This window comes from Dactylosporangium sp. NPDC000244, assembly GCF_040300725.1.
Classification (GTDB): domain Bacteria; phylum Actinomycetota; class Actinomycetes; order Mycobacteriales; family Micromonosporaceae; genus Dactylosporangium.
The window spans coordinates 1-20,936 of record NZ_JBEPEH010000043.1; the positions used below are offsets into that span (position 1 = coordinate 1).

Annotated in this window: 16 protein-coding genes and 1 pseudogene; 10 read left to right on the forward strand and 7 right to left on the reverse strand. The window is 71.9% G+C overall.

All coding sequences use genetic code 11. From position 1 onward, the window contains the following. Nucleotides 1-169: 169 nt before the first annotated feature. The gene (locus ABT369_RS45175) at nt 170-1,537 is read left to right on the forward strand and encodes an MFS transporter (protein ID WP_350622557.1); all 1,368 of its coding nucleotides are present in this window, start codon (nt 170-172) and stop codon (nt 1,535-1,537) included. A 2-nt stretch (nt 1,538-1,539) separates the two neighbouring features. Here the strand turns inward: ABT369_RS45175 and ABT369_RS45180 are convergent, their stop codons facing one another. Continuing rightward, nucleotides 1,540-2,406, reverse strand: coding sequence for a hypothetical protein (locus ABT369_RS45180; protein ID WP_350622559.1), 867 nt, complete (start codon nt 2,404-2,406; stop codon nt 1,540-1,542). Between the two features lie 203 nt (nt 2,407-2,609). Between ABT369_RS45180 and ABT369_RS45185 the strand changes: the two genes are divergently transcribed. After that, nucleotides 2,610-3,656 carry a peptidylprolyl isomerase gene (locus ABT369_RS45185; protein ID WP_350622561.1) on the forward strand — a complete coding sequence of 349 codons (1,047 nt, stop codon included), beginning with the start codon at nt 2,610-2,612 and terminating at the stop codon, nt 3,654-3,656. Here the strand turns inward: ABT369_RS45185 and ABT369_RS45190 are convergent. Beyond that, on the reverse strand, nt 3,634-5,085 hold the full coding sequence (locus ABT369_RS45190) for a CCA tRNA nucleotidyltransferase (protein WP_350622563.1): 1,452 nt from the start codon (nt 5,083-5,085) through the stop codon (nt 3,634-3,636). The two genes, ABT369_RS45185 and ABT369_RS45190, sit on opposite strands and share 23 nt — an antisense overlap. 390 nt (nt 5,086-5,475) lie before the next feature. Between ABT369_RS45190 and ABT369_RS45195 the strand changes: the two genes are divergently transcribed. The 8 genes and pseudogenes from ABT369_RS45195 to ABT369_RS45230 all read left to right on the forward strand — a co-directional run bounded on the left by ABT369_RS45195 (nt 5,476) and on the right by ABT369_RS45230 (nt 14,558). Next, nucleotides 5,476-5,895: a hypothetical protein gene (locus tag ABT369_RS45195; protein WP_350622565.1), complete on the forward strand. Its 420-nt coding sequence runs from the start codon at nt 5,476-5,478 to the stop codon at nt 5,893-5,895. Nucleotides 5,896-5,944: 49 nt separating this feature from the next. Then, complete coding sequence (murJ, locus tag ABT369_RS45200; protein WP_350622567.1) at nt 5,945-8,005, forward strand: murein biosynthesis integral membrane protein MurJ; 2,061 nt, start codon at nt 5,945-5,947, stop codon at nt 8,003-8,005. Nucleotides 8,006-8,507: 502 nt separating this feature from the next. After that, nucleotides 8,508-10,025: a protein kinase family protein gene (locus tag ABT369_RS45205; RefSeq protein WP_350622569.1), complete on the forward strand. Its 1,518-nt coding sequence runs from the start codon at nt 8,508-8,510 to the stop codon at nt 10,023-10,025. 66 nt (nt 10,026-10,091) lie between these two features. Continuing rightward, nucleotides 10,092-10,649 (forward strand): annotated as a pseudogene (gene sigM, locus ABT369_RS45210) (RNA polymerase sigma factor SigM); the annotation flags it as partial. 173 nt (nt 10,650-10,822) lie between these two features. Further along, nucleotides 10,823-11,752: an RsmA family anti-sigma factor gene (locus ABT369_RS45215; RefSeq protein WP_350622571.1), complete on the forward strand. Its 930-nt coding sequence runs from the start codon at nt 10,823-10,825 to the stop codon at nt 11,750-11,752. 92 nt (nt 11,753-11,844) lie between these two features. Continuing rightward, entirely contained in the window at nt 11,845-12,771 is a 927-nt protein-coding gene (trxB, locus tag ABT369_RS45220) for a thioredoxin-disulfide reductase (protein WP_350622722.1), read from the forward strand. Between the two features lie 30 nt (nt 12,772-12,801). Then, the gene (trxA, locus tag ABT369_RS45225; protein ID WP_350622573.1) at nt 12,802-13,137 is read left to right on the forward strand and encodes a thioredoxin; all 336 of its coding nucleotides are present in this window, start codon (nt 12,802-12,804) and stop codon (nt 13,135-13,137) included. Nucleotides 13,138-13,379: 242 nt separating this feature from the next. After that, a complete protein-coding gene (locus ABT369_RS45230; protein WP_350622575.1) occupies nt 13,380-14,558 on the forward strand; it encodes an N-acetylmuramoyl-L-alanine amidase in 1,179 nt (392 codons plus the stop codon). Between the two features lie 433 nt (nt 14,559-14,991). On the opposite strand, the gene ABT369_RS45235 is transcribed toward ABT369_RS45230, so the two are convergent. From ABT369_RS45235 to rsmG, 5 genes are all read right to left on the reverse strand, one after another. Next, nucleotides 14,992-15,672, reverse strand: a complete 681-nt coding sequence (locus ABT369_RS45235; protein ID WP_350622577.1) for a GNAT family N-acetyltransferase — start codon at nt 15,670-15,672, stop codon at nt 14,992-14,994. Nucleotides 15,673-15,887: 215 nt separating this feature from the next. Continuing rightward, nucleotides 15,888-16,646, reverse strand: coding sequence for a hypothetical protein (locus ABT369_RS45240; protein WP_350622579.1), 759 nt, complete (start codon nt 16,644-16,646; stop codon nt 15,888-15,890). Between the two features lie 482 nt (nt 16,647-17,128). Continuing rightward, nucleotides 17,129-18,163, reverse strand: coding sequence for a ParB/RepB/Spo0J family partition protein (locus ABT369_RS45245; protein WP_350622581.1), 1,035 nt, complete (start codon nt 18,161-18,163; stop codon nt 17,129-17,131). Next, on the reverse strand, nt 18,160-19,545 hold the full coding sequence (locus tag ABT369_RS45250) for a ParA family protein (RefSeq protein WP_502891910.1): 1,386 nt from the start codon (nt 19,543-19,545) through the stop codon (nt 18,160-18,162). Before ABT369_RS45250 ends, ABT369_RS45245 begins: the two co-directional genes overlap by 4 nt. Before the next feature lie 512 nt (nt 19,546-20,057). Next, entirely contained in the window at nt 20,058-20,825 is a 768-nt protein-coding gene (gene rsmG, locus ABT369_RS45255) for a 16S rRNA (guanine(527)-N(7))-methyltransferase RsmG (protein ID WP_350622726.1), read from the reverse strand. Nucleotides 20,826-20,936: the final 111 nt, after the last annotated feature.

The window sequence follows — 20,936 nt, forward strand, 5'->3', positions numbered from 1 at the left end:
GGGCGCGCGGGGCCGCCGGCCGTGCCGCCGCGGCCCCCCCCCCCCCCCCCCCCGCCGCCCCCCCCCCCCCCCCCCCCCCCGGGGGGGGGGGCGCCCCCCCCCGGGGGGGGCCCCCCCCCACTCTGTTCGTGCGGGGTCACACGGGTGCGGTACGCCGTAGGCTTTGGCCGTGTTCGCCAGCACCATCGCCCCCCGCCAGCCCAAACACTTCGTGCGCGCCGTGCTCCGTCAGCGGGGCTTCCGCCGGCTGGCCGCGGTGCGGGCGATCGCCCAGGTCGGCGACGGACTGTTCCAGGGCGCGCTGGCCGGCAGTGTGCTGTTCAATCCGCAGCAGCGGGCCGGCGGCATGGCGATCGCGGCCGGCTTCGCGATCCTCCTGCTGCCGTATTCGCTGGTCGGCCCGTACGTCGGCGTGTTCCTGGACCGCTGGCGGCGCCGCTCCATCGTCGTCGTCGCCAACCTCGTGCGCGCGCTGCTGGTGCTGCCGATCGCGGCGTTCGTCTGGACCGGCGAGAAGTCGCCGGTGCCGTTCCTGATCGCCCTCGTGGTCATCGGGCTGAACCGGTTCTTCCTCGCCGGGCTCTCCGCGGCCACCCCGCACGTGGTGTCGGACTCGACGCTGGTCACCGCGAACTCGTTCGCCGGCACGCTGGGGTCGCTGTGCTACTCGCTGGGCATCGGGGCGGGCGCCACGCTCATCAAGACCGTGCTGGCCACGTCGTTTCACGGGTACGCGCTCGTCGCCGCCCTCGCCGCGGTCTTCTATCTCGTCTCCGCGCTCATCGGCCGGGCGAGCTTCGGCCCGGACGAGCTCGGGCCGGACGCGGCGGACCGGCGGGGCGGCTCGATCCTGACTGCGCTCGTGGAGACCAGCCGCGGCACGGTTGCCGGGATCCGGCACCTGGCGGCCAAGCGCGGTGCGGCCTATCTGGTGCTCGCGCAGGCGACGTTCCGGTTGCTGTACGGCGTCGTCCTGCTCGCCTCCCTGCTGCTGTTCCGCACCGGGTTCAACCACGGCGGGGACGTCACCAGTTCGTTCGGCACCATCGCCAACGCGTTCCTGGCCGGCGGGGTCGGCATGATCATCGCCTCGTTCGCGACGCCCCCGGTCGCGCGCCGGATCGGCGGCTGGCGCTGGGTGGTGATCGTGCTGGCCGGCACCGGGGCCGCGATCCTGGGCTTCGGGCTGCCGTTCGACCCGGTGCTGCTGCTCGGGGCCGTGTTCGTGACGAACCTGGCCGCGCAGGGCATCAAGATCGTGACCGATACCTCGCTGCAGCACGAGTGCGCGGACGAGTACCGTGGCCGCGTTTTCAGCATCAACGACACGACCTTCAACCTGACGCTCGTCGCCGGGATGTACCTGGGCGCGCTCACGCTGCCCGAGACCGGGCGCTCGGTGCCGGTGCTGTGTGTCGTGGCGGCCGGCTACGTGCTGGCCGCGGCGGGATACGCGGCTCTGGGCGGCCGCTGGGCCCGCCGGGTCGGCGACGACATCGCCGGCCCCGGCGGGGCACTACGCCGTGCGCATCAGTAGCGCTACGACGTCTTGGTCGCGGTGCTGGTGAACGTCGAGCCGCTCAGCGTCAGGTCGTTGCCCTTGCACGTGTATTTCGCCGGGTTGTCGTCCGTCTGGAACGGCTCGGTCTCGTCGTAGTTGATCGACGGCGCCTTCGTGTTGATGGTGCCCGTCGACTGCAGGTTCTGGTAGGCGATGGTCCCGCTCGTGGTCGACACGTTCGCGGTGACCGTCGCGTTGACCGTCAGCGTGATCGCGACCGCCGAGCCCGAGATGGTCGGGTTTCCGCTGAGGACGGTGTCCTTGTACGTCTCGGTCACCTTCCCGTCCGCGGCGAACTTGATCGTCGAGCCGTTCTTGGTCAGCGTGATCGGCACGTTGCCGACGCCGTCCATCGGGACCTGCTGGGTGAAGGTCTTGGTGGTCCAGGTGCCGACCAGGCACTCGTCGATCGCGGCCTTCTCGGTCGCCTTGCCGGTTCCGGTCGCGGCCGGCCCGCCGGTCGTGTTGTTCGCCTGCGGGTTGGTCTTGTTGTCGTCGCCGCCGCCCTTGAGCGCCGCGACCACCACGATCGCCACGACCAGGACGACCAGCACGCCCGACAACGCCAGGACGGGCATCAGGAACTTGTTCCGGCCGCCGCCCGACGACGACGAGCCGCCGCCGTAGGTCGCGCCGTAGGCGGTGGGCGGAGCGGAGATCGGGTCGTTATATGAGGGTGGAGCCGAATATTGCGGTCCGGAGCTGGTGGGGTATCCGGCATAGGGCTGCTGTCCGCCGTACGGTCCGCCGCTGTACGGCGTGCCGCTCGTCGGCTGCTGGGGCGCCTGCGGGACGCCTCGATAGGTGCGGCACTGCGTGCAGTAGCCGTTCGCATCAATGCCCATGCCGCCGCAGGTTGGACACGGCTGCATGACTGCCTCCAGGTTCAGGGGGGTTGCGTGCTAGCGACGGTAGCGGACCCGGTCTACACGCAGAAGCGGCCGAAACGCCACATGCACGACGCTGCGGTGGTCGGGGTTCCGACAACCTGACGATCTCAAGCAACAGGCTCCCGGATTGTTGCTTTCGGTAGTCGTAAGATTACGAAATGTCAACACCACCGGAGCCCGGCGACCCCCGGCCGCCCGAGCTCGCCGAGCCGCTGCCGCCGCCCGCACCCGTTCCCGGTGTGCCCGGAGCGGTCCGGCCCGAGTCGCTGCGGCACTCGTCGCCGCGGTCGAAAGAGGACCCCCAATTCCCGCCGCCCACCGATGGCGGAGCGGGTGCCGAGGCCAGGGCGCTGCCGGTCGCCCCGCCCGCCGAGCCGCCGCCCGCGTCCCCGGTGCGCCGGCTCATCCCGCTGGCCGGCGGGGCCGTGCTGGCGCTCGCGGTCGTGGCGGTCGTGGCGTACCTCGCCCTGGTGCCCGGCCGCGAGTCGACCGAGTCCATCGGCGGCCCGGTCTCGGCCATCGCCTCCGGCCGCGGACCGGCGCCCCAGGTCGGCGGCCCGATCACCACCGGCGCGGAGGGCAACCCGCCGCCGGACGGGGCCACCGTCGGGCCGACCGGCGCCCGCACCCAGGCCCCGGCCGGGGTGCCGTGCAGCTACGCGTCGGCCGACCGCGGCGAGGGCGACGCGCGCCTGATCGCCACGCCCGCGCCCAAGTCCACGCTGACCGGGCGGGTGGCCGCGACGATCCAGACGAACCTGGGACCCATCGGCATTCAGCTGTACGCCGACCGCGCGCCCTGCACCGTCAACTCCTTCGTGCACCTCTCCCGCGACGACTTCTACACCGACACGCCGTGTCACCGGCTCACCACGGATGGGTTGTACGTCCTGCAGTGCGGCGATCCGAGCGGCACCGGAACCGGGACGCCCGGCTACCAGTTCGGCGAGGAGAACCTGCCCACGAGCGTGCCGCCGTATCCGCGGGGCACGCTCGCGATGGCCAACGCGGGGCCGGGAACCAACGGGTCGCAGTTCTTCGTGGTGTACAAGGACAGCGACATCCCGCCCGACTACACCGTCTTCGGCACCGTGACCAGCGGGATGGACCTGCTCGACCGGATCGCCGCCGCCGGCACCACGACGGGCGGACCGGACGGCCCGCCCAAGCTCGCCGTGCAGATCACCGAGATCCGGGTGGCGTGACGCCCTCGGCCTCGGCCCACTTGCGCAGCTCGGTGATGGCCTCCTCGTGCTCGAGGGGGCCGCGCTCGAGCCGCAGCTCCTTGAGGTAGCGCCAGGCGCGGCCCACGATCGGGCCGGGCGGCACCCCGAGCAGCTCCATGATCGCGTTGCCGTCGAGGTCGGGCCGGACCCGGGCCAGGTCCTCCTCGGCGGCGATGCGCGCGATCCGCTCCTCCAGCGCGTCGTAGTCGGCCGCGAGCTGGGCCGCCTTGCGCCGGTTGCGAGTGGTCACGTCCGAGCGCGTGAGCGAGTGCAGCCGGTCGAGCAGCGGGCCGGCGTCGGTGACGTAGCGGCGCACGGCCGAGTCGGTCCACTCGCCGCGGCCGTAGCCGTAGAAGCGCAGGTGCAGCGCGACCAGCTCGGCGACGTCCGAGATCACGTCCTTCGGGAACTTCAGCGCCTTCATCCGCTGCTTGGTCAGCCGCGCGCCGACGATCTCGTGGTGGTGGAAGCTCACGCCGCCGTCCGAGCCGACCGCCTTCGTCGCCGGCTTGCCGATGTCGTGCATGAGCGCCGCCATGCGCAGGGTGAAGTCGGCGCCGTTGCGCTCGTGGCCGATCGCGTTGCGTACGACGATCAGCGTGTGCTCGTACACGTCCTTGTGTTGGGCGTGCTCGTCGATCTCCAGCTTGAGGCCGGTCAGCTCCGGCAGGAACTGCTCGGCGAGGCCGGTGTCGACCAGCAGTCGCAGGCCGGCGACCGGGTCCTGGCCGGTCATGAGCTTCACGAACTCGTCCCGCACCCGCTCGGCCGTGATCCGGGCCAGGTCGGGCGCCATCTCGGTGATCGCGGCCAGCACCTCGGGCGCGACGGCGAAGCCGAGCTTGCTCACGAACCGGGCCGCGCGCAGCATCCGCAGCGGGTCGTCGGCGAAGGAGTCCTCCGGCCGGCCCGGGGTGCGCAGGACCCCTTCGGCCAGGTCGTTCAGGCCGCCGTACGGGTCGGTGAACTCGTGGCCCGGCACCGAGACCGCCATCGCGTTGACGGTGAAGTCGCGCCGGCGCAGGTCGTCGTTCAGGTTGTCGCCGTATTGGACGATCGGGTTGCGGCTCACGCGGTCGTACGCGTCCGCGCGGAACGTGGTGACCTCGATGCGCAGCCCGCGCCGGGCCAGGCCGATCGTGCCGAACTCCTGGCCGGTGGTCCACACCGACTCGGCCCAGCCGTCGATGATGCGCAGGGTCTCCTCGGGCCGCGCGTCGGTGGTGAAGTCGAGGTCGTCGCCGAGGCGGCCGAGCAGCGCGTCGCGCACCGAGCCGCCGACCAGGTGCAGCTCCTTGCCGGCCCGGCCGAAGCGTTGGCCGAGCTCGTCGGCAACAGGGGAGACGCGTAGCAGCTCGTGCACGGCGCGGCGCTGGGCCTCGTTGAGGGCGCGTGTGGTCTCGGGCATCGGTCGGCCAGCCTATCGCGACGGGGAAAGCAGGCACCGAGGGTAGCCGCCCGATGTGCATCGGGTCGCCTGATAATCGGCGGCCCCTCGGAAGTGTCGGGGGGTGCCACTATGGTCGGTGCTGCGAGCGTGAACGTACGGCCGAGTTGGGATGTGGCGAATGGATCCGGGGCAGGACCCGGCACAGCGCGGGCGCTGGAGCGATGACCCGACCGCGTCGACGCGACCGGACTCGGACGCGCAGCCCGTGGACGAGGACGGCTGGCCGGACCCGATTGGCGAGTCGGCGCGGCGGCGTCGGGGGGCGCATCGCGCGCCCGACGAGCCTACGCAGGTCATATCGCCCGCCGCGCCGCCTTCATGGGCCGGTCCCGCCGCCGAGCCGCCGCCGTGGGCCGACCTGGGCGCCGCCGCTGCTACGCAGATCGTGCCGCCTACGCCGTCTTCCGCGCCGCCTTCATCGGCGCCGCCCGCTTCCGGGCCGCCGTTGACGGGCGCGACGCCTTCGTGGGCCGCGCCGCCCGCTTCCGGGCCGCCGTCGACGGCCGCGACGCCTTCGTGGGCCGCGCCGCCCGCTTCCGGGCCACCGTCGACGGCCGCGACGCCTTCGTGGGCCGGTCCCGCCGCCGAGCCGCCCTCGTGGGCCGACCTGGGCGCCGCGGCCGCTACGCAGATCGTGCCGCCCACCCAGGCGTCCTCGGAGCCGCCCGCCTGGGCCACGGAGTCACCGGCCTGGACGCCCGCCGCGCCCGCGGGACCCGCCGAGAACTCGCATCCGACGCCCTCATGGGCCGAGGCCTCGCCCGCTGAGCCGACGCAGATCGTGCCGCCCGCGCACGGGTCCTCCGCGCGGCCTGCGGTGTCCCCGTGGGCCGAGGCCTCGCCGGCCGGGCCGACCTCGGTCATTCCGCCCGCCCACGCGCACGCCATGCCGCCGGGGCACACACCGCCGCCCGGGCACGCCGCGCCGCCGCCCGGGCACACGCCGCCGGGGCACACACCGCCGCCCGCGCACGCCGCGCCGCCGCCCGCGCACACGCCGCCGGGTGAGCCCAGGCCGCTCGCGCCGGAGGACCGTGGGGGCGAGTTCCTGTCGGGACCCACGCAGCTGCTCCAAACCCCGGCCGGACCCCTCGACCCCGGGCAGACCGTCCGGCTCGAGGTCGGCCGCCGCCCCGCGGGCCTGCCCGTCGACCCCGCCAACGCGCCCACCGTCGCAATGCCGCTGATCATCCCGCGGCCGCAGGTGGTCGCCGACGCGCCGGTCGTGGAGGAGTCCGCGCCGCCGTCCGCGGCCGACGACGACAGCACCGGCACCGTCGTCCGTAACAGCAGCACAATGGCCATCCTGAGTCTGGTCAGCCGGGCCACGGGCTTCATCCGAGCCGCGGCCATCGCGGCGGCCATCGGCGGCGCGGTGGTCGGCGACGACTACACGCTGGCCAACAACCTGCCCAACCAGGTGTACGAGCTGTTGCTCGGCGGCGTCCTGGCCAGCGTGCTCATCCCCACGTTGGTGCGGGCCCGCAAGGAGGACCCCGACCGCGGCGAGGCGCACGCCCAGCGCCTGCTCACCCTCGCCGTCGTCGCGCTCGGCATCGCCACGCTGATCGTGGTCGTCGCCGCGCCGCTCATCACCGCCATGTATACCCTCGGCAACGACAAGGTCACCAGCAGCGACCGCGATCTGATCACGCTGCTGGCCTACCTGTTGCTGCCCGAGATCTTCTTCTACGGCCTCGCGGGCATCTCGGCCGCGATCCTCAACGTGCGCGGGCACTTCGCGGCGCCGATGTGGACGCCGATCCTCAACAACGTCGTCATCATCGCCACCGCCGGCGTGTTCATGCTCGTGCGCGGCGGCGGGCTGCCGACGCCGGAGACGATCACGCTGCCCCAGGTGCTGGTCCTCGGCATCGGCACCACGCTCGGGATCGTCGTGCAGGCGGCCGGTCTGTGGCCCGCCATGCGCAAGACCGGGTTCCGCTGGAAGTGGCGCTTCGACTTCCGCAAGCTGCACCTGCGCGAGCTGGCGAAGCTGGGTGCCTGGATGCTGCTCTACGTCGGGGTGTACCAGCTGGGCATCACCGTCGTCATGGCGCTGGCCAAGAACAACCAGCTCCGCGGCGGCGAGGGCCCGGCCGTGTTCAACAACGCCTTCCTGATCTTCATGATGGCCCACGGCATCGTCGCGGTCTCGGTCATCACGGCGATCATGCCGCGCATCTCCGCCGCCGCCGCGGACGGGCGGTTCTCCGACGTCACCGAGCAACTCGCCCAGGCCAGCCGCCTGGCGTCGGTGATCCTGATCCCGGCCGGGGCCGTGTACCTCGTGCTCGGCCGCCCGCTCGCGGTCACGCTGTTCAACTGGGGCAGCTACAGCTACGACCAGTCGCTGGCCACCGGGTCGGTGGTCGCCGCGGCCGGCCTCGGCCTGGTGCCGTTCGCGCTGAGCCAGATGCAGACGAGCGTCTTCTACGCGATGCGCGACACGAAGACCCCGGCGCTGGTCAACATCGGCGGCGTCGCGGTGCGCCTGGTCCTCGACGTGGGCTTCTACTTCGTCCTGCCGGTCGCGGTCGTCACGACCTCGCTCATGGTCGGCACGGCGCTGTCCTTCGTCGTGTCCCTCGTCGTCGGCTACGTCCTGCTCCGCAAGCGCCTCGGCCAGCTCGGCCTGCGCAAGCTGCTGGACACGCTGATCCGGCTCGGTGTGGCCGCCGCGGCCGGTGGCGTGCTGGCCCTGGGCGTGACGTGGCTGGTCGGCCTGGTCATCGACCCCGGCAAGGCCCAGGGCGTGGTGCAGCTGATCCTCGGCAGCGCGGTCCTGCTCGCCGTCTACGCCGTCGGCGCCATGTTCCTGAAGGTGCCCGAGGTCAACCAGTTCGCCTCGATGATCCGGCGCCGCCTCGGCCGCTGATGTCGTTCGCGTCGTTTGCCGAGATTGACGTCTGCGGGTGCCTTGTGGCGATTCGACAGAGAGCGTCATCTCAGTTGGCGGCGCGGTTGAACCCGAATGGGGGCCGTGCTCGTGAGACCCATGGGGTGCCTGTGACTCCGGGGTCCCCGGCGCGCGACACGCGCTCGCTCCGGCGATTCGTCATATTCGCGGGCGTGTGTCCTGTATGAGAGTTCAGCATGAGAGTTCCGCATGAGAGTTCCGCATGAGAGCTCCGCGAGAGAGCGTGGCGGCAAGCGACGATTCGGTGAAAAGTGCATGAAGGGGAAATGACCGCCGTGTCCTGACATGGGTGATCAATTGGCCTCACACGGGGTGGTCTGGAGATGATGACGTGTCGGAGACCTAAGAGCCGACAGGTAAGGTCAACCCCGGCGCCCTGCCGAAGCGCTTAGGCTTAGTGACTGCGACTCGCGTTACGACATACGCCACAGGTCGGCACACGGATCGGAAGGGAGGACGGGTGGCTGAGCTCGACGAAGGGCTGGAGGCTGGGGGCGCTCCCCAGGTTCTGACCTTCGGCACCCCATCCGTCGGTGAAATCCTTGCCGAGCGCTATCAGCTCGAAGAGCACATCGGCAACGACTCGCTGGGCCGCCAGCTCTATCGCGGCATCGACGTCATCCTGCGCCGCCCGGTAGCGGTGGTCACGCGCTACCCCGGCGGGGAGAGCGCCAAGGAGATGCTGGCCGCGGCGGTCGCCATGAGCCGGATCGTCCACCCCCACCTCGTCGGCGTCTACGACGCGATCGACGAGGGCGAGCGCGCCTACGTGGTGCGCGAGTGGGTCGACGGCATCGCGCTGCGCGACATCGTGGCGCAGGGCCCGCTCGACGCCGGACGCTCGATCGCGATCGCGTGGGCCGTCACCGACGCCGTCGCGGCGCTGCACGGCACCGGCATGGCGCACGGGAACGTGCACCCCGGCACGGTGCTCGTCGCGCACGACGGCCGGGTGGTGCTCACGGACGCGCGCGCCGACGACAGCGCCACGCCGGAGACGGACATCCGCTCGATCGGCGCCGTGCTGTACTGCGCCCTGACCGGCTACTGGCCGCACGCCGAGGCCGGCACCTACTCGGTGCCCGACGGCGTCCGCGACGCGAGCGGTGCGCTGCAGACCCCGCGCCAGGTGCGCGCCGGCGTGCCTGCCGCCCTCGACTCGCTCGTCGCCGACCTGCTCAACCCCGACCTCCCGCTGCCCTCGGCCGAGTCGCTCGCCGGCGAGCTCGCCTCGTTCGGCAGCCTCGATGAGGACGAGGTGGCCGAGGAGGGCGGGCGCGTCGACTTCGCCGCGTTCGACTCCGCCGCGCAGTCCACCGCCCCGCCGAAGCCCGCCGGGCGCAAGCTCGCCGTGGGCGTCGTCGGCCTGCTCGTGCTCGCCCTGGCCGGCACGCTGGCCGCGGCCCGTGTGCTGGGCGACCCGGCCACGCCGGAGACTCCGTCGCCCGGGAACGCGCCGATCGGCACGACCGCGTCGCAGCAGGCCAAGCCGGCCGGGCAGCCGGTCGTGCTCAAGATCGATCCCTCCAAGGTCCGCATCATCGACCCGCAGGGCACCCGCTCCGAGGTCAAGGACGCCGACAAGACCGTCGACGGCGACCCGAACACGGTGTGGAAGACCGAGCGCTACCCGAAGGCCGACTTCGGCGGCAAGAAGAGCGGCATGGGCGTGTGGCTCGACCTCGGCGAGGAGAAGCAGGTCGTCTCCGTGCAGGTCGACTTCCAGACCCCGGGCGCGGACGGCGAGCTGCGGGCCGGAAGCCAGGACCTCGGCAGCGGCCAGTCCCAGGACCAGGCGACGGTGCAGCAGTACGGCACCGTGGCCGGCACGCCGCGGCAGAACATGGGCAGCACGACGATCTTCAACGGGCCGGAGCAGAAGACGCGCTACCTGCTCGTGTGGATCACCAAGCTGCCCAAGGAGAGCAACAGCGGATACCGCGTGGCTATCGGAGAGATAACCGTCCGGGTGCAGTGACCCCACGGACCGGCCGCGATCGATAGGGTGCGACCCGTGGAAGCTGCGGAGCCGGGCGCGCGGGACATGCGCGACGACGCGTGGCTGCTGCGTGCCCACTCCGGCGGCGACCCCAACGCCTTCAGCGAGCTCGTCCGGCGCCATCGCGACCGTCTCTGGGCGGTCGCGCTGCGCACGCTGGGCGACCGCGAGGAGGCCGCCGACGCGCTCCAGGACGCGCTGCTCTCGGCGTTCCGCGCGGCCGGCAACTTCCGCGGCGACTCGGCCGTCACCACCTGGCTGCACCGGATCGTGGTGAACGCGTGCCTCGACCGGGTGCGCCGGCGCCAGGCCCGCCCGACGGTCCCGCTGCCCGAGACGGACATCACACCGGCCCCGGCGAGCGACCGCGACACGGCCATGGACGTGCGCCAGGCGCTGCAACAACTGCCCGTGGAGCAGCGGGCCGCGCTCGTGCTCGTGGACGTGCAGGGCTACCCCGTCGCCGAGGCCGCCGCGATGCTCGGCGTCGCGGAGGGCACCATCAAGAGCAGGTGCGCGCGCGGCCGGGCCCGGCTCGCGCTGCTCCTCGGTCATCTGCGGAACCCCGTCGACGGTGGCCGCGTCCCATCTGAGGCGGCCCGGGCCGACGCTGCCGCGAACGCCCGAGCCGCCGCACCGACCGACGCCCTGCACGGCGGCCGGTCCGGCGTCCCGCACGACGTCCGGGCCGACGACCGAGCCGGGCCGACGACCGACAACCGCCCCACCGGGCTCGCGTCAGACGTCCCATCCGCGTCCGGAAAGGAGGGTGGCGCGTGACGGCCTTCACCGAAGCCGACCTCGACCGGCTCGCCGATTTCGTCGGCGGGGCGCTGGACGGCACCCCGGCCGCGGAGGACGTGCGCCACCTGGTCAGCACCGAGGAGAGCTGGGCCGAGGCCTACGCGATGCTCGTGTCGGCCGACGCGGTCATGCGTGACGAGCTGCACGCGCTGGGGGCGGAGGCGGCACCGGTACCGCTGGATGTGCAACAACGCCTCGACGCGGCCCTGGCCTCGGCCGTCACCGCGCCCCCGGCGGACGCCCCCGTGGTCGACCTGAACCGTGCGCGCGAAGCGCGCAGGCGGCGCCGGATGCGCTGGACCGCCGGGCTCACCGCGGCCGCGGCGGTGCTCGTGTGCGGCGGCGTGGGCGTGCAGGTGCTGCGCGAGTCCGGGGCCACCAAGTCCGACCGGCCCTCGTCCGCCGTGCCCAACATTGCCGCGGGCGGGCCCGAGCGCGGCTCCGCCACCGGCGCCCAGGGCGACTCCGGCCCCGGGTCGTCGGGGTTCCTGCCGTTCGCGGGCGACTCGCCGATCATCTCCAGCGGCCGCGACTATGCCCGGGGCACGGTCGGCGGCGTCACCGAAACGGTGCCGAAGACGCAGTCCCGCAACGACATGCAGGGCAACGGCGGCCCGAGCGCGTTCGACAACAGCGCCAAGGCCCCGGCGGCCGTGCCGAGCCCACTCGCGCGCCTCGCCGAGCCGGCCGCGCGGGCCGCGTGCCTCACCGCCATCACGAGGGAATACGGTGGTCAGGTGGCGCTGGTCGACTACGCCGCGTTCGAGGGACAGCCGGCGCTGGTCGTGGTCGTCGACGGTTCGCGGACCGCGGTAGGCAAGCGTCTCGTGATCGTCGTCGGGCCGAACTGCGGCCTCGGCGGGGCGATCGCCGACGAACGGTACCGGACCACCGCCCCGTAGTGGTGATGTGGCACACGAGTCACCGTCCACCGGGAATGGCCGGTTCGTAGGATGACGTTTTGCTGGCACAGGCTGAATTCGAGGAGTCGACCGTGGACGAGGTCCGCAACCTGATCATCGTGGGGTCCGGTCCCGCCGGGTACACGGCTGCCGTCTATGCGGCCCGGGCCAATCTCAAGCCGCTGGTGATCGAGGGCGTTACTTCCGGTGGCGCGCTGGTGACCACCACTGAGGTGGAGAACTTCCCCGGCTTCCCGGACGGCATCAACGGGCCCGAGCTCATGGACAACATGCGCAAGCAGGCCGAGCGCTTCGGGGCCGAGTTCATCACCGACGACGCGACCCGGGTCGCGCTCGACGGCCCGGTGAAGAGCGTGTGGATCGGCGAGACGGAATACCGCGGCAAGGCCGTCATCCTGGCCACCGGCTCCGCCTGGCGCCCGCTGGGCGTGCCGGGCGAGCAGGAGCTGCTCGGCCGAGGCGTGTCGTCCTGTGCCACCTGTGACGGCTTCTTCTTCCGCAACGAGAACATCGTCGTCGTGGGCGGCGGCGACTCGGCGATGGAGGAGGCGACCTTCCTCACCCGCTTCGCCACCAAGGTCACGATCATCCACCGCCGCGACTCGTTCCGCGCCAGCAAGATCATGGCCGAGCGCGCCCTGGCCAACGAGAAGATCGAGGTCCTCTGGAACAGCGTCGTGACGGAGGTCGTCGACGCCGGCGGCCGCGTCGGCGCCGTGCGCGTCAAGAACACCGAGAGCGGCGACGAGCAGGACCTGCCGGTGGCCGGCGTGTTCGTCGCGATCGGTCACGACCCGCGCAGCGAGCTGTTCCGCGGCCAGGTCGAGCTCGACGACGAGGGCTACGTGAAGGTCGCCGCGCCGAGCACCCGCACCAACATCGAGGGCGTGTTCGCCGCCGGCGACGTCGTCGACCACACCTACCGGCAGGCCATCACCGCCTCGGGCACCGGCTGCGCCGCGGCCCTTGACGCCGAGCGGTTCATCGCGGCCCTGTAGAGCAAGAGAGCTTGGAGAGAAGGAGAGCGCATGGGAGCCATCCAGCCCGTCAGCGACAAGACCTTCGAGGTCGACGTCCTCAAATCGGATATTCCGGTTCTGGTGGACTTCTGGGCGGAATGGTGCCAGCCGTGCCGCAAGATCGAAACCATGCTGAACGAGATCGCCGCCGGTGAGCTCGCCGACAAGGTCAAGATCGTGAAGGTCGACATCGACAGCAACCCGGAGACCGCGCGGGCCTACCAGGTCCTCTCGGTGCCCACCCTGACCGTGTTCAAGGACGGCGAGCCGTTCCGCTCGGTCGTGGGCGCCAACCCGAAGAGCGCGCTGGTCCGGCTGATCGAGTCGGCGCTCGACCCGGCCTGATCCCAGCCTCCGTGCCCCGTCTCCGCCGTCGCGGAGACGGGGCATTTCGGTTCCGGTGTAACGCTGCGATCGCCGCGGCGCTTTTTCTCCGTGGTGCGGTGCTCGGTAGGGCGCGCCAGCGAGGTGGTGGGAGTACGCTGCCTCGCGGACGCGGCTCGGCATGGGTGAATCGCCCCATAACGGCGCGCTCAGGCGGGCACGTACGATTCCGACGCGGGGCACAGGCACTTCAGGAGGACCACATGCGGGCTATCCGGCGCGGGGCGCGGGGAGCGGCGGTTGCCGAGATCCGCGGCATTCTGGTCGTGCTGGAGCTGCTGGAGGATCTCCTGCCGTCGGATCCGTCGTGGGGCGATCCAGAGTACGACGCCGACGTCGAGCGGGCCGTGCGCGCCTTCCAGCAGAGCCGGGGCCTCACCGTCGACGGTGAGGTGGGCGACGAGACCTGGCGCGCCCTGGACGCGGCCCGCTGGCGGCTCGGCCAGCGCGCCCTGTTCCACACCGTCGGTGACCCCTACGTCGGCGACGACGTCCGCCAGCTCCAGGAGCGGCTGCTCGAGATGGGGTACAACCCCGGCCGCGCCGACAGCATCTACGGCAGCCGCACCGCGCACGCCGTGGCCCAGTTCCAGCGCGAGGTGGGCCTGCGCCCCGACGGCGAGTGCGGCCCGGCCACGATCGGCGCCCTGCGCCGGCTCGGCCGCAAGGTCATCGGCGGCCGACCCCAGCTCCTGCGCGAGGCCGAGGCCTTCCGCGCCTCCGGCCCGACGCTGCTCGGCAAGCGCATCGTGATCGACCCCGGCCACGGCGGCCCCGACACGGGGCACGTGGTGCCGGACGGGCCGCTGCGGTGGGTGGAGGCGGACCTCGTGTATGACCTTGCGGCCCGCCTGGAGGGCCGTCTGGCGGCCGCGGGGATGCGGGTGAACCTCACCAGGGGTCCGCAGCCCACGAACGCTCTGAGCGACCGTGACCGGGTGCAGCTCGCGAACGAGCTCGGCGCCGACCTCCTCATCTCGATCCACCTCGACGGCCACGGCACGCCCGTCGCCGACGGCGTCGCCACCTACCACTACGGCTCCGTCTCCGGCCCCACCTCCGTCGTGGGAGAGCGGCTGGCCGGCCTCGTGCAGCGCGAGATCGTGGTCCGCACCGGGCTGCGCGACTGCCACACCCACCCGAAGACCTGGGAGCTGCTCCGGCTCACCAAGATGCCCGCCGTCCGGGTCGACGTGGGCTACCTGACGTCGCCGGGGGACCGGCGGCAGCTGATCGACCCCGCCTTCCGCGACCGTGTCGTGGAGGCCATCATGGCCGCGGTCCAGCGGATGTACCTCCCCGTCGAGGCGGACGTCCCGACCGGCTCGATCGACGTGAGTCTGCTTCGGGCCTTGACGGGCTCGACCGCTCCGACCGCGTAGCGCTCATCCGACATCTGGCCCGGGGCTGTGCGGCTTCCGGGCCGTCGGCGTTTGCCGAACGCGGCTCCACGCACGCCGATCGCAGCTTCACTCCGAACGCAGCTCGACCTCGGTCGCCTCGCGGACCCGGCGCCGGTGCCGCTGCGGTCGGTCGTTGCTACTGCTCTGGTCGGTGCCGCTGCGCTCGGTCGTTTTCTACTGCGCTGCTCGGGGCCGCTGTGCTCAGTCGGCACTGCGGCGCTCGGTCGGCGCCGCGATCTGCGCCGCGGGCGCGGGCCTGACGTCGCTCTGCTGGAACGGAGAAACCCGGCCAGCCAACCCGACCGACGCCTCCGATCGGCGCTGCGGAGCGCCGGCTTGCGTGGCCGTTGGTCGGGCAGCAAGCGGCGCGGGGATTTGCCCGTATTTGGGAGCCTTTACGGACTCGATCGGCTCAGCCGGAGGTCATCTCTCGAGTCGCCGGGCGAACGGGAAGCACCGGGCGGAGCAGCGACTCCGGGCTCATCGAGCCGAGCAGCTTCTCCAAGGCGTACTCGACGTCCGACTTCCACGACAGGGCGGTTCGCAGCTCGAGACGCAGACGGGGATAGCGCGGATGCGGTCGTACGGTCTTGAAGCCGATCGACAGGAAGAAGTCCGCCGGCGCCAGGCAGCCGCGCTCGTTGCGCCCCGCCTCGTCGACCTCGCCGAACTTCGCGTCGCCGAACGCCTCGATCGCCTTCACGCCGCGCTTGGTCAGGTCGCGCGCGACGCCCTGGACGAGCATGCGGCCGAGCCCGCCGTCGGCGAACGGCTGCACGACGTGCGCGGTCATGAGCAGCACGGCGTCGGGTGAGACCGGGGACGTCGGGAAGGCCATGCTTCGCGGCACGTACGCGGGCGGCGCGAACATCACGAATCCGGCCGGCATTCCGTCGACGTACACGAGCTTGCCGCACGAGCCCCACTCGAGCAGCGTCTGCGAGACCCAGGCCTCCTTCTCGAGGCCCGGGTCGCCGTTGGCACACGCCCGATCGGCGGAGACGGGATCGAGTTCCCAGAACACGCAGTCACGGCACGATCGAGGAAGATCCTCGAGGGTGTCCAGCGTCAGACTGACGAGACGTCGCGACATTGGCCCATCTCCACCGCACCCGGGATTAGCTCGTCCCTGATCGTACGCACTCGTGACACGCCGTGGGACCCATCCGCGGACAGTTCCTTATCCCCGCTCCCCCCGGCGACCGTTCGGGTGGATCGCGATGGCCGGACGGCTACCGTACGTGGCCGCGCGCCCGTGTCGCGGGTGCTGCCGCCCGTGCCGCAGGCGCTTTCGCTCCCGACGTCGGGTCAGCGGGTCGGGGTCGAGGGCTGTTGCGAGGCCGGGTCGTCCGGTGCGTCGCCGTTGCCCGCGGCCGGCTCCGGGACTACGACGTCGTCGTTCTCGGCCGCGGCGGCCGCCGGCTCCAGGGCGTCGTCGGGCTGGGTCTGGGCCTCGCGCTCGGCCAGGCTCGTCGGGGCGGTCCAGTTGATGCGCGGCGGCTCGGCCAGCGGGCGCCCGCCGAACTCGGCCAGCCAGGCGGCGACCATCGCCAGGTTCTCGCGCCAGCGATCCTCCGGAATCGGGGGCAGGATGTCGTCCCACAGCGCGAGGAAGGTGCCCTGGAGCTGGAGCCGTCCATAGGGCCGGGCGAGGAACCACACGTGCAGGTGCGCCGCGCCGTCGCCCCAGCGGTTCACGTGAACCCGGGCCACGTCGTCCAGCGAGCGGATCGCGCGCTCCAGGCGGACGGTCATCACGCCGAGCTCGGCCGCGAGCATGTTCGGCAGGTCGCCCAGGTCGAGGTGCGACCGGGACTCGAGGATCAGCACGGCCGGCAGGCCCGTCGGGCGATCGAGCGCGCGGACGCGCCAGCGGTCGCTCACCCAGATGTACGCGTCGTCCGGCGCCGCGCAGGCCCGGCACTCGGCGGGGTTGTCGCCGTGGCGCGGGGGCTCGATCGGCACCGGATCGAGGAGGCGCTTGACGCGAATGTCGCCCTCGAACGGGAAGGTGGGCCAGTAGGTGAAGGCGGGGAGCTCTCGCGGTTGCTGCGGCGACTCGGGCACGAAGCCGACCCTAGCCGACCGGGAGCCCGGTGTCCGTACCCTGTGGACAGTGGGCGAGTTATCCACAGGCTCGGTGGATTGTGCTGTGGATGACGCGATCGAGGTCGTCCTACGTGTGGCCATGTTCATCCACAGGGCTGCAACGCATTCAGCGCTCGGTTTCACGTGAAACGGGTGAGCCTGTGGATAACCCCTGTGGACAAGATTCGCTCAGAGCCGTTCTCTCAAGATTTCTCCCCGCCGACTTTTCGGCCTCCGGAGCTTCGGAATGGCACTTTTCGGCCCCCGTTGGGGTCGGTTCTTGCTCTTGGCACCGCGGACCTGGCTGGGCGGGCCCCTCCGGCCGAAGGCCCTCGGGACCGCCCATTGTCTGGCGGGAGCAACGGTCAGATCGTGACGCGGACCCGAGTCATGGATCTCTGGAAAAGCACGAGGGCCGATCCCGATTGGTACGGGATCGGCCCTCGCTCTGCGCTGAGGCGCTACTGCTCCTGTGTCGCCGACTGCTCCTCCGGCACGCCGATGATGCCCACGATCCGCTCCAGGTCGTCGACCGTCGCGAACTCGATCGTGATGCGCCCCTTGCGACGGCCGATGTCGACCTTCACCCGCGTGTCGAAGCGGTCCGAGAGGCGGTCGGCCAGATCGGACAGCGCCGGCGCGTGCGGCTTGGCGCGGCGCTGGGCCGGGGCCGACTTCTTCGGCGCGCCCTCCGCCACGGCCAGCTGGACGAGCTCCTCGGTGGCGCGCACCGACAGGCCCTCCGCGACGATCCGCGTCGCCAGCGACTCCTGCTCGCCCGAGTCCTCCAGGCCGAGCAACGCCCGCGCGTGCCCGGCGGAGAGGACGCCCGCCGCGACGCGGCGCTGGACCGGGGCCGGCAGGTTCAGGAGCCGGATCGTGTTCGAGATCTGCGGGCGGCTCCGGCCGATGCGCTTGGCGAGCTCCTCGTGCGTCGCGCCGAACTCCTCGAGCAGCTGCTGGTACGCGGCCGCCTCTTCGAGCGGGTTCAGGTTTGCCCGGTGGATGTTCTCCAGGAGCGCGTCCCGCAGCATCGCGTCGTCGCGCGTCTCGCGGACGATCGCCGGGATGGCCTCCTTGCCCAGCGCCTGGGCGGCCCGCCAGCGACGCTCGCCCATGACGAGTTCATACTGCTTCTCACCCTCGGCCTCCCGCAGCTCACGCACGACGATGGGCTGGAGGAAGCCGACCTCCTGGATCGAGGTCTTCAGCTCCTCGATCGCCTCGTCGTCGAACACCTGCCGCGGCTGCTTCGGGTTCGGCGTGATGGCGCCGACCGGGATCTCGGCGAACCGGGCGCCCGGCACCGGAGCGAGCGCGTCGGCCGCCGGGGCCGGAGCCGGAGCCGCCGGGGTCTCCGCCGGGGCGCCGTTCGTGACGTTCGGGGGAGTGGCGAGCGCGGTCGCCGTGCCGGTCGCACCCTCGGCCGGCGCGGCGGCGGTTGGGATGAGAGCGCCGAGCCCTCGCCCGAGACCCCCACGTCGGTTGGACTTCATGCGACCCCTCCCACCTGTGCGCCCTGCGCACCGCGCAGCGCGATTTCCTGCGCCGCCTCGAAATAGCTGACCGCACCCCGCGAGCCGGGGTCGTACGTCATGACCGACTGGCTGTAGCTCGGCGCCTCCGATACCCGCACGTTGCGGGGGATCACCGCATTCAGGCACTTCTCGCCGAAGTGGTTCCGCACGTCCTGCTCGACGAGGTCGGCCAGGCGCGTGCGCCGGTCGTACATCGTCAGGAGCACGGTCGTGATGTCGAGGTTCGGGTTGAGGTGCGACCGGACGAGCTCGATGTTGTTCGTGAGCGCCTGCACGCCCTCCAGCGCGTAGTACTCGCACTGGATCGGGATCAGGACCTCCTCGGCCGCGACGAGCGCGTTGACCGTGAGGAGGCCGAGGGAGGGCGGGCAGTCGATGAAGATGTAGTCGTAGTTGTCGCCGCCGGCCTCGATGGCGCGCTTGAGTCGCGACTCGCGGGCGACGACCGAGACGAGCTCGATCTCCGCCCCGGCGAGGTCGATCGTCGCCGGTACCGCCCAGAGGTTCGGGATGCCCTCGACCTGCTGGGTCACCGCGTCCAGAGGGGCGCCGTCGATGAGGCAGTCGTACACGTCCGGCACGCCCGAGTGGTGGGGCACGTTGAGTCCGGTCGAGGCGTTGCCCTGGGGGTCGAGGTCGATCACCAGCACGCGGTTGCCGTGGAGCGCGAGGGCTACGGCGATGTTCACCGCGGTGGTCGTCTTCCCGACGCCGCCCTTCTGGTTGGCCACACACATCGTGCGGCGCCGTGGTGGGCGGGGCATGGTGATCTCCCCGCTCGGGTTGAGAATCTCCACGGCGCGTTTTGCCTCCTGTGCCAGCGGGGGGTCTTCGGTTTCACGTGAAACATACGCGTCAGTCATGGCGCCCTCGGTATCCGCGGTGACGACGGACGGGTGAGGCCGGGGGGATGGTGGGTTCCGTCGTTCGGGCCGCACCTCGGCCTGAGAAGCGTCGACTGTTGGCGATACTCCCCGGCCGTAAAGGGTACCGGTTGCGCCGCGCTCGTTCGGGCCCGCTACCTGAAAATCCACCGTGCCCCCGCGTGTCGACTCCGCATCCGAGCGCGTCGGCGAGCCGTGCGGTGGAGCGGACACGGGATTTCGCGGCGGTACCGCATGAGGCACGTTCGGCGAGACCGGCCCCGGAGTCGCGGAGGGTGCCCCGGGGGCCTCGAATCGCACCGGCTCGACCGGGCGCGAGGAGTCGCCGTGCTCTGCTCGGGGCTGTGGCACCGGCCGGCCACTCGGGCGTACGCCCCAGCCCTCTATCCCCGTTTCACGTGAAACATGACCGTCTGCATCGCCGTAGCCCGGACCATCATCGCTGTCGCGCACCATGTCAGTCCCGTCCCGCTCGGAAAGGTGTGCACCCTCGGCCGCCTCGTCCGCCGACCCGTGGTCCTCGGGAACATCCGCCGCGTGGTCGACGGTGTCGAGTCCGTCGGTCGCATCGGTGGAGGGTTCGCCGGGGGCCGCCCGTGGGCCGGAGTCCGCCGCCCTGGGGGTCGTCCCGGCGGTACCGGCTCCGGAGTCGTCCGCCCCCGCGGGGCGCTCGCCGTCCGGATCCGTTCCGTCCAGGCCGGCCCCATCGGGTGCCGTTCCGTCGGACAGAAGAGTGGCGCTGGGCCAGCCTACGGCGCTTCGCCGGGCGGAGCCATGACTCACCGGCGCGTCGTTGGCCTTCTCACCCCAACTCGGCCGCCAAAAGACCAGAAATCCGTCAACTCGCCGGAGCAGGCCGCCGAGTCGCTGTATCGGCGACATCGGCCATCCGATGCCGACCGCCCTGCCGTCCGCCATGCGTGGTCCCCGTTCCCCCGTTGCCCGGGGGTCGCGGAACACGCCCCCGGTTATCGGCCGCGACGCCCACCGGACTTCCGGGGGCGCGCGCCTTCCCGCTGCCGCGCGTCTCCCGCGTCTCGGGCCCGCGCGGCTTCCCGCTCGCGCGCGGCCCCGGCCTTGCGGACGCGCACGCCTTCTCGCTCCCGCACGATGTCGACCACGGTGGTGGGCTCGGCGAGGACGGCGTCCCCGCACGTGCGCACCGAGGCCGTACCCGCACCGAGCTTCGTCAGGACCTCCGCGTGCTCGGCGACCTCGGCCGCCGCGGAGGCGCCCTTCATCGCGAGCAGATGGCCGCCGATGGCGGTGAGGGGGAGACACCAGCCGGCGAGCCGGTCGAGCGGAGCGACGGCTCGGGCGGTGACGACGTCGGCGAGCGCGAGCTTGCCGACGCACTCCTCGGCCCGGGCGCGGACCACGGTGGTCCGCTCGAGGCCGAGGGCCGTCACCGCTTCGGAAAGGAATGCGGTACGTCGTGCGAGCGGCTCGACCAGGGTGACGGACAGGTCGGGACGAGCCACTGCCAGCACCATACCGGGGAGACCGGCTCCTGACCCGACGTCGACGACGGAGGCACCCGACGGAATGAGGTCCGCGACCACGGCACAGTTCAGGAGGTGCCGCTCCCAGATGCGGGGCGCTTCGCGAGGCCCAATGAGCCCACGCACAACTCCATCGGTAACGAGCAACTCCGCGAAGCGGGTCGCGGCGGGGAGCCGATCGCCGAAGACCTTCTCGGCCACGGGGAGAATCTCGCTGGGCACTGCACCGTCCATGAGGTCAAGCAAACCATGTTCGGCTCGCGAGCCCCGGACGCGGGGAGCACCCGGGCGGGCGTGTTTCACGTGAAACGTGGTCGGTGGGGCGCGGTGGTCCTTGGGTGGGTG

Excerpts from the sequence above, each read along its gene's own strand:
- ABT369_RS45180 (WP_350622559.1), bottom strand. The coding sequence starts at position 2,406 with ATGGGCATTGATGCGAACGGCTACTGCACGCAGTGCCGCACCTATCGA.
- ABT369_RS45185 (WP_350622561.1), top strand. The coding sequence starts at position 2,610 with ATGTCAACACCACCGGAGCCCGGCGACCCCCGGCCGCCCGAGCTCGCC.
- ABT369_RS45190 (WP_350622563.1), bottom strand. The coding sequence starts at position 5,085 with ATGCCCGAGACCACACGCGCCCTCAACGAGGCCCAGCGCCGCGCCGTG.
- trxA (WP_350622573.1), top strand. The coding sequence starts at position 12,802 with ATGGGAGCCATCCAGCCCGTCAGCGACAAGACCTTCGAGGTCGACGTC.
- ABT369_RS45230 (WP_350622575.1), top strand. The coding sequence starts at position 13,380 with ATGCGGGCTATCCGGCGCGGGGCGCGGGGAGCGGCGGTTGCCGAGATC.
- ABT369_RS45235 (WP_350622577.1), bottom strand. The coding sequence starts at position 15,672 with ATGTCGCGACGTCTCGTCAGTCTGACGCTGGACACCCTCGAGGATCTT.
- ABT369_RS45245 (WP_350622581.1), bottom strand. The coding sequence starts at position 18,163 with ATGAAGTCCAACCGACGTGGGGGTCTCGGGCGAGGGCTCGGCGCTCTC.
- ABT369_RS45250 (WP_502891910.1), bottom strand. The coding sequence starts at position 19,545 with ATGGTGCGCGACAGCGATGATGGTCCGGGCTACGGCGATGCAGACGGT.
- rsmG (WP_350622726.1), bottom strand. The coding sequence starts at position 20,825 with ATGGACGGTGCAGTGCCCAGCGAGATTCTCCCCGTGGCCGAGAAGGTC.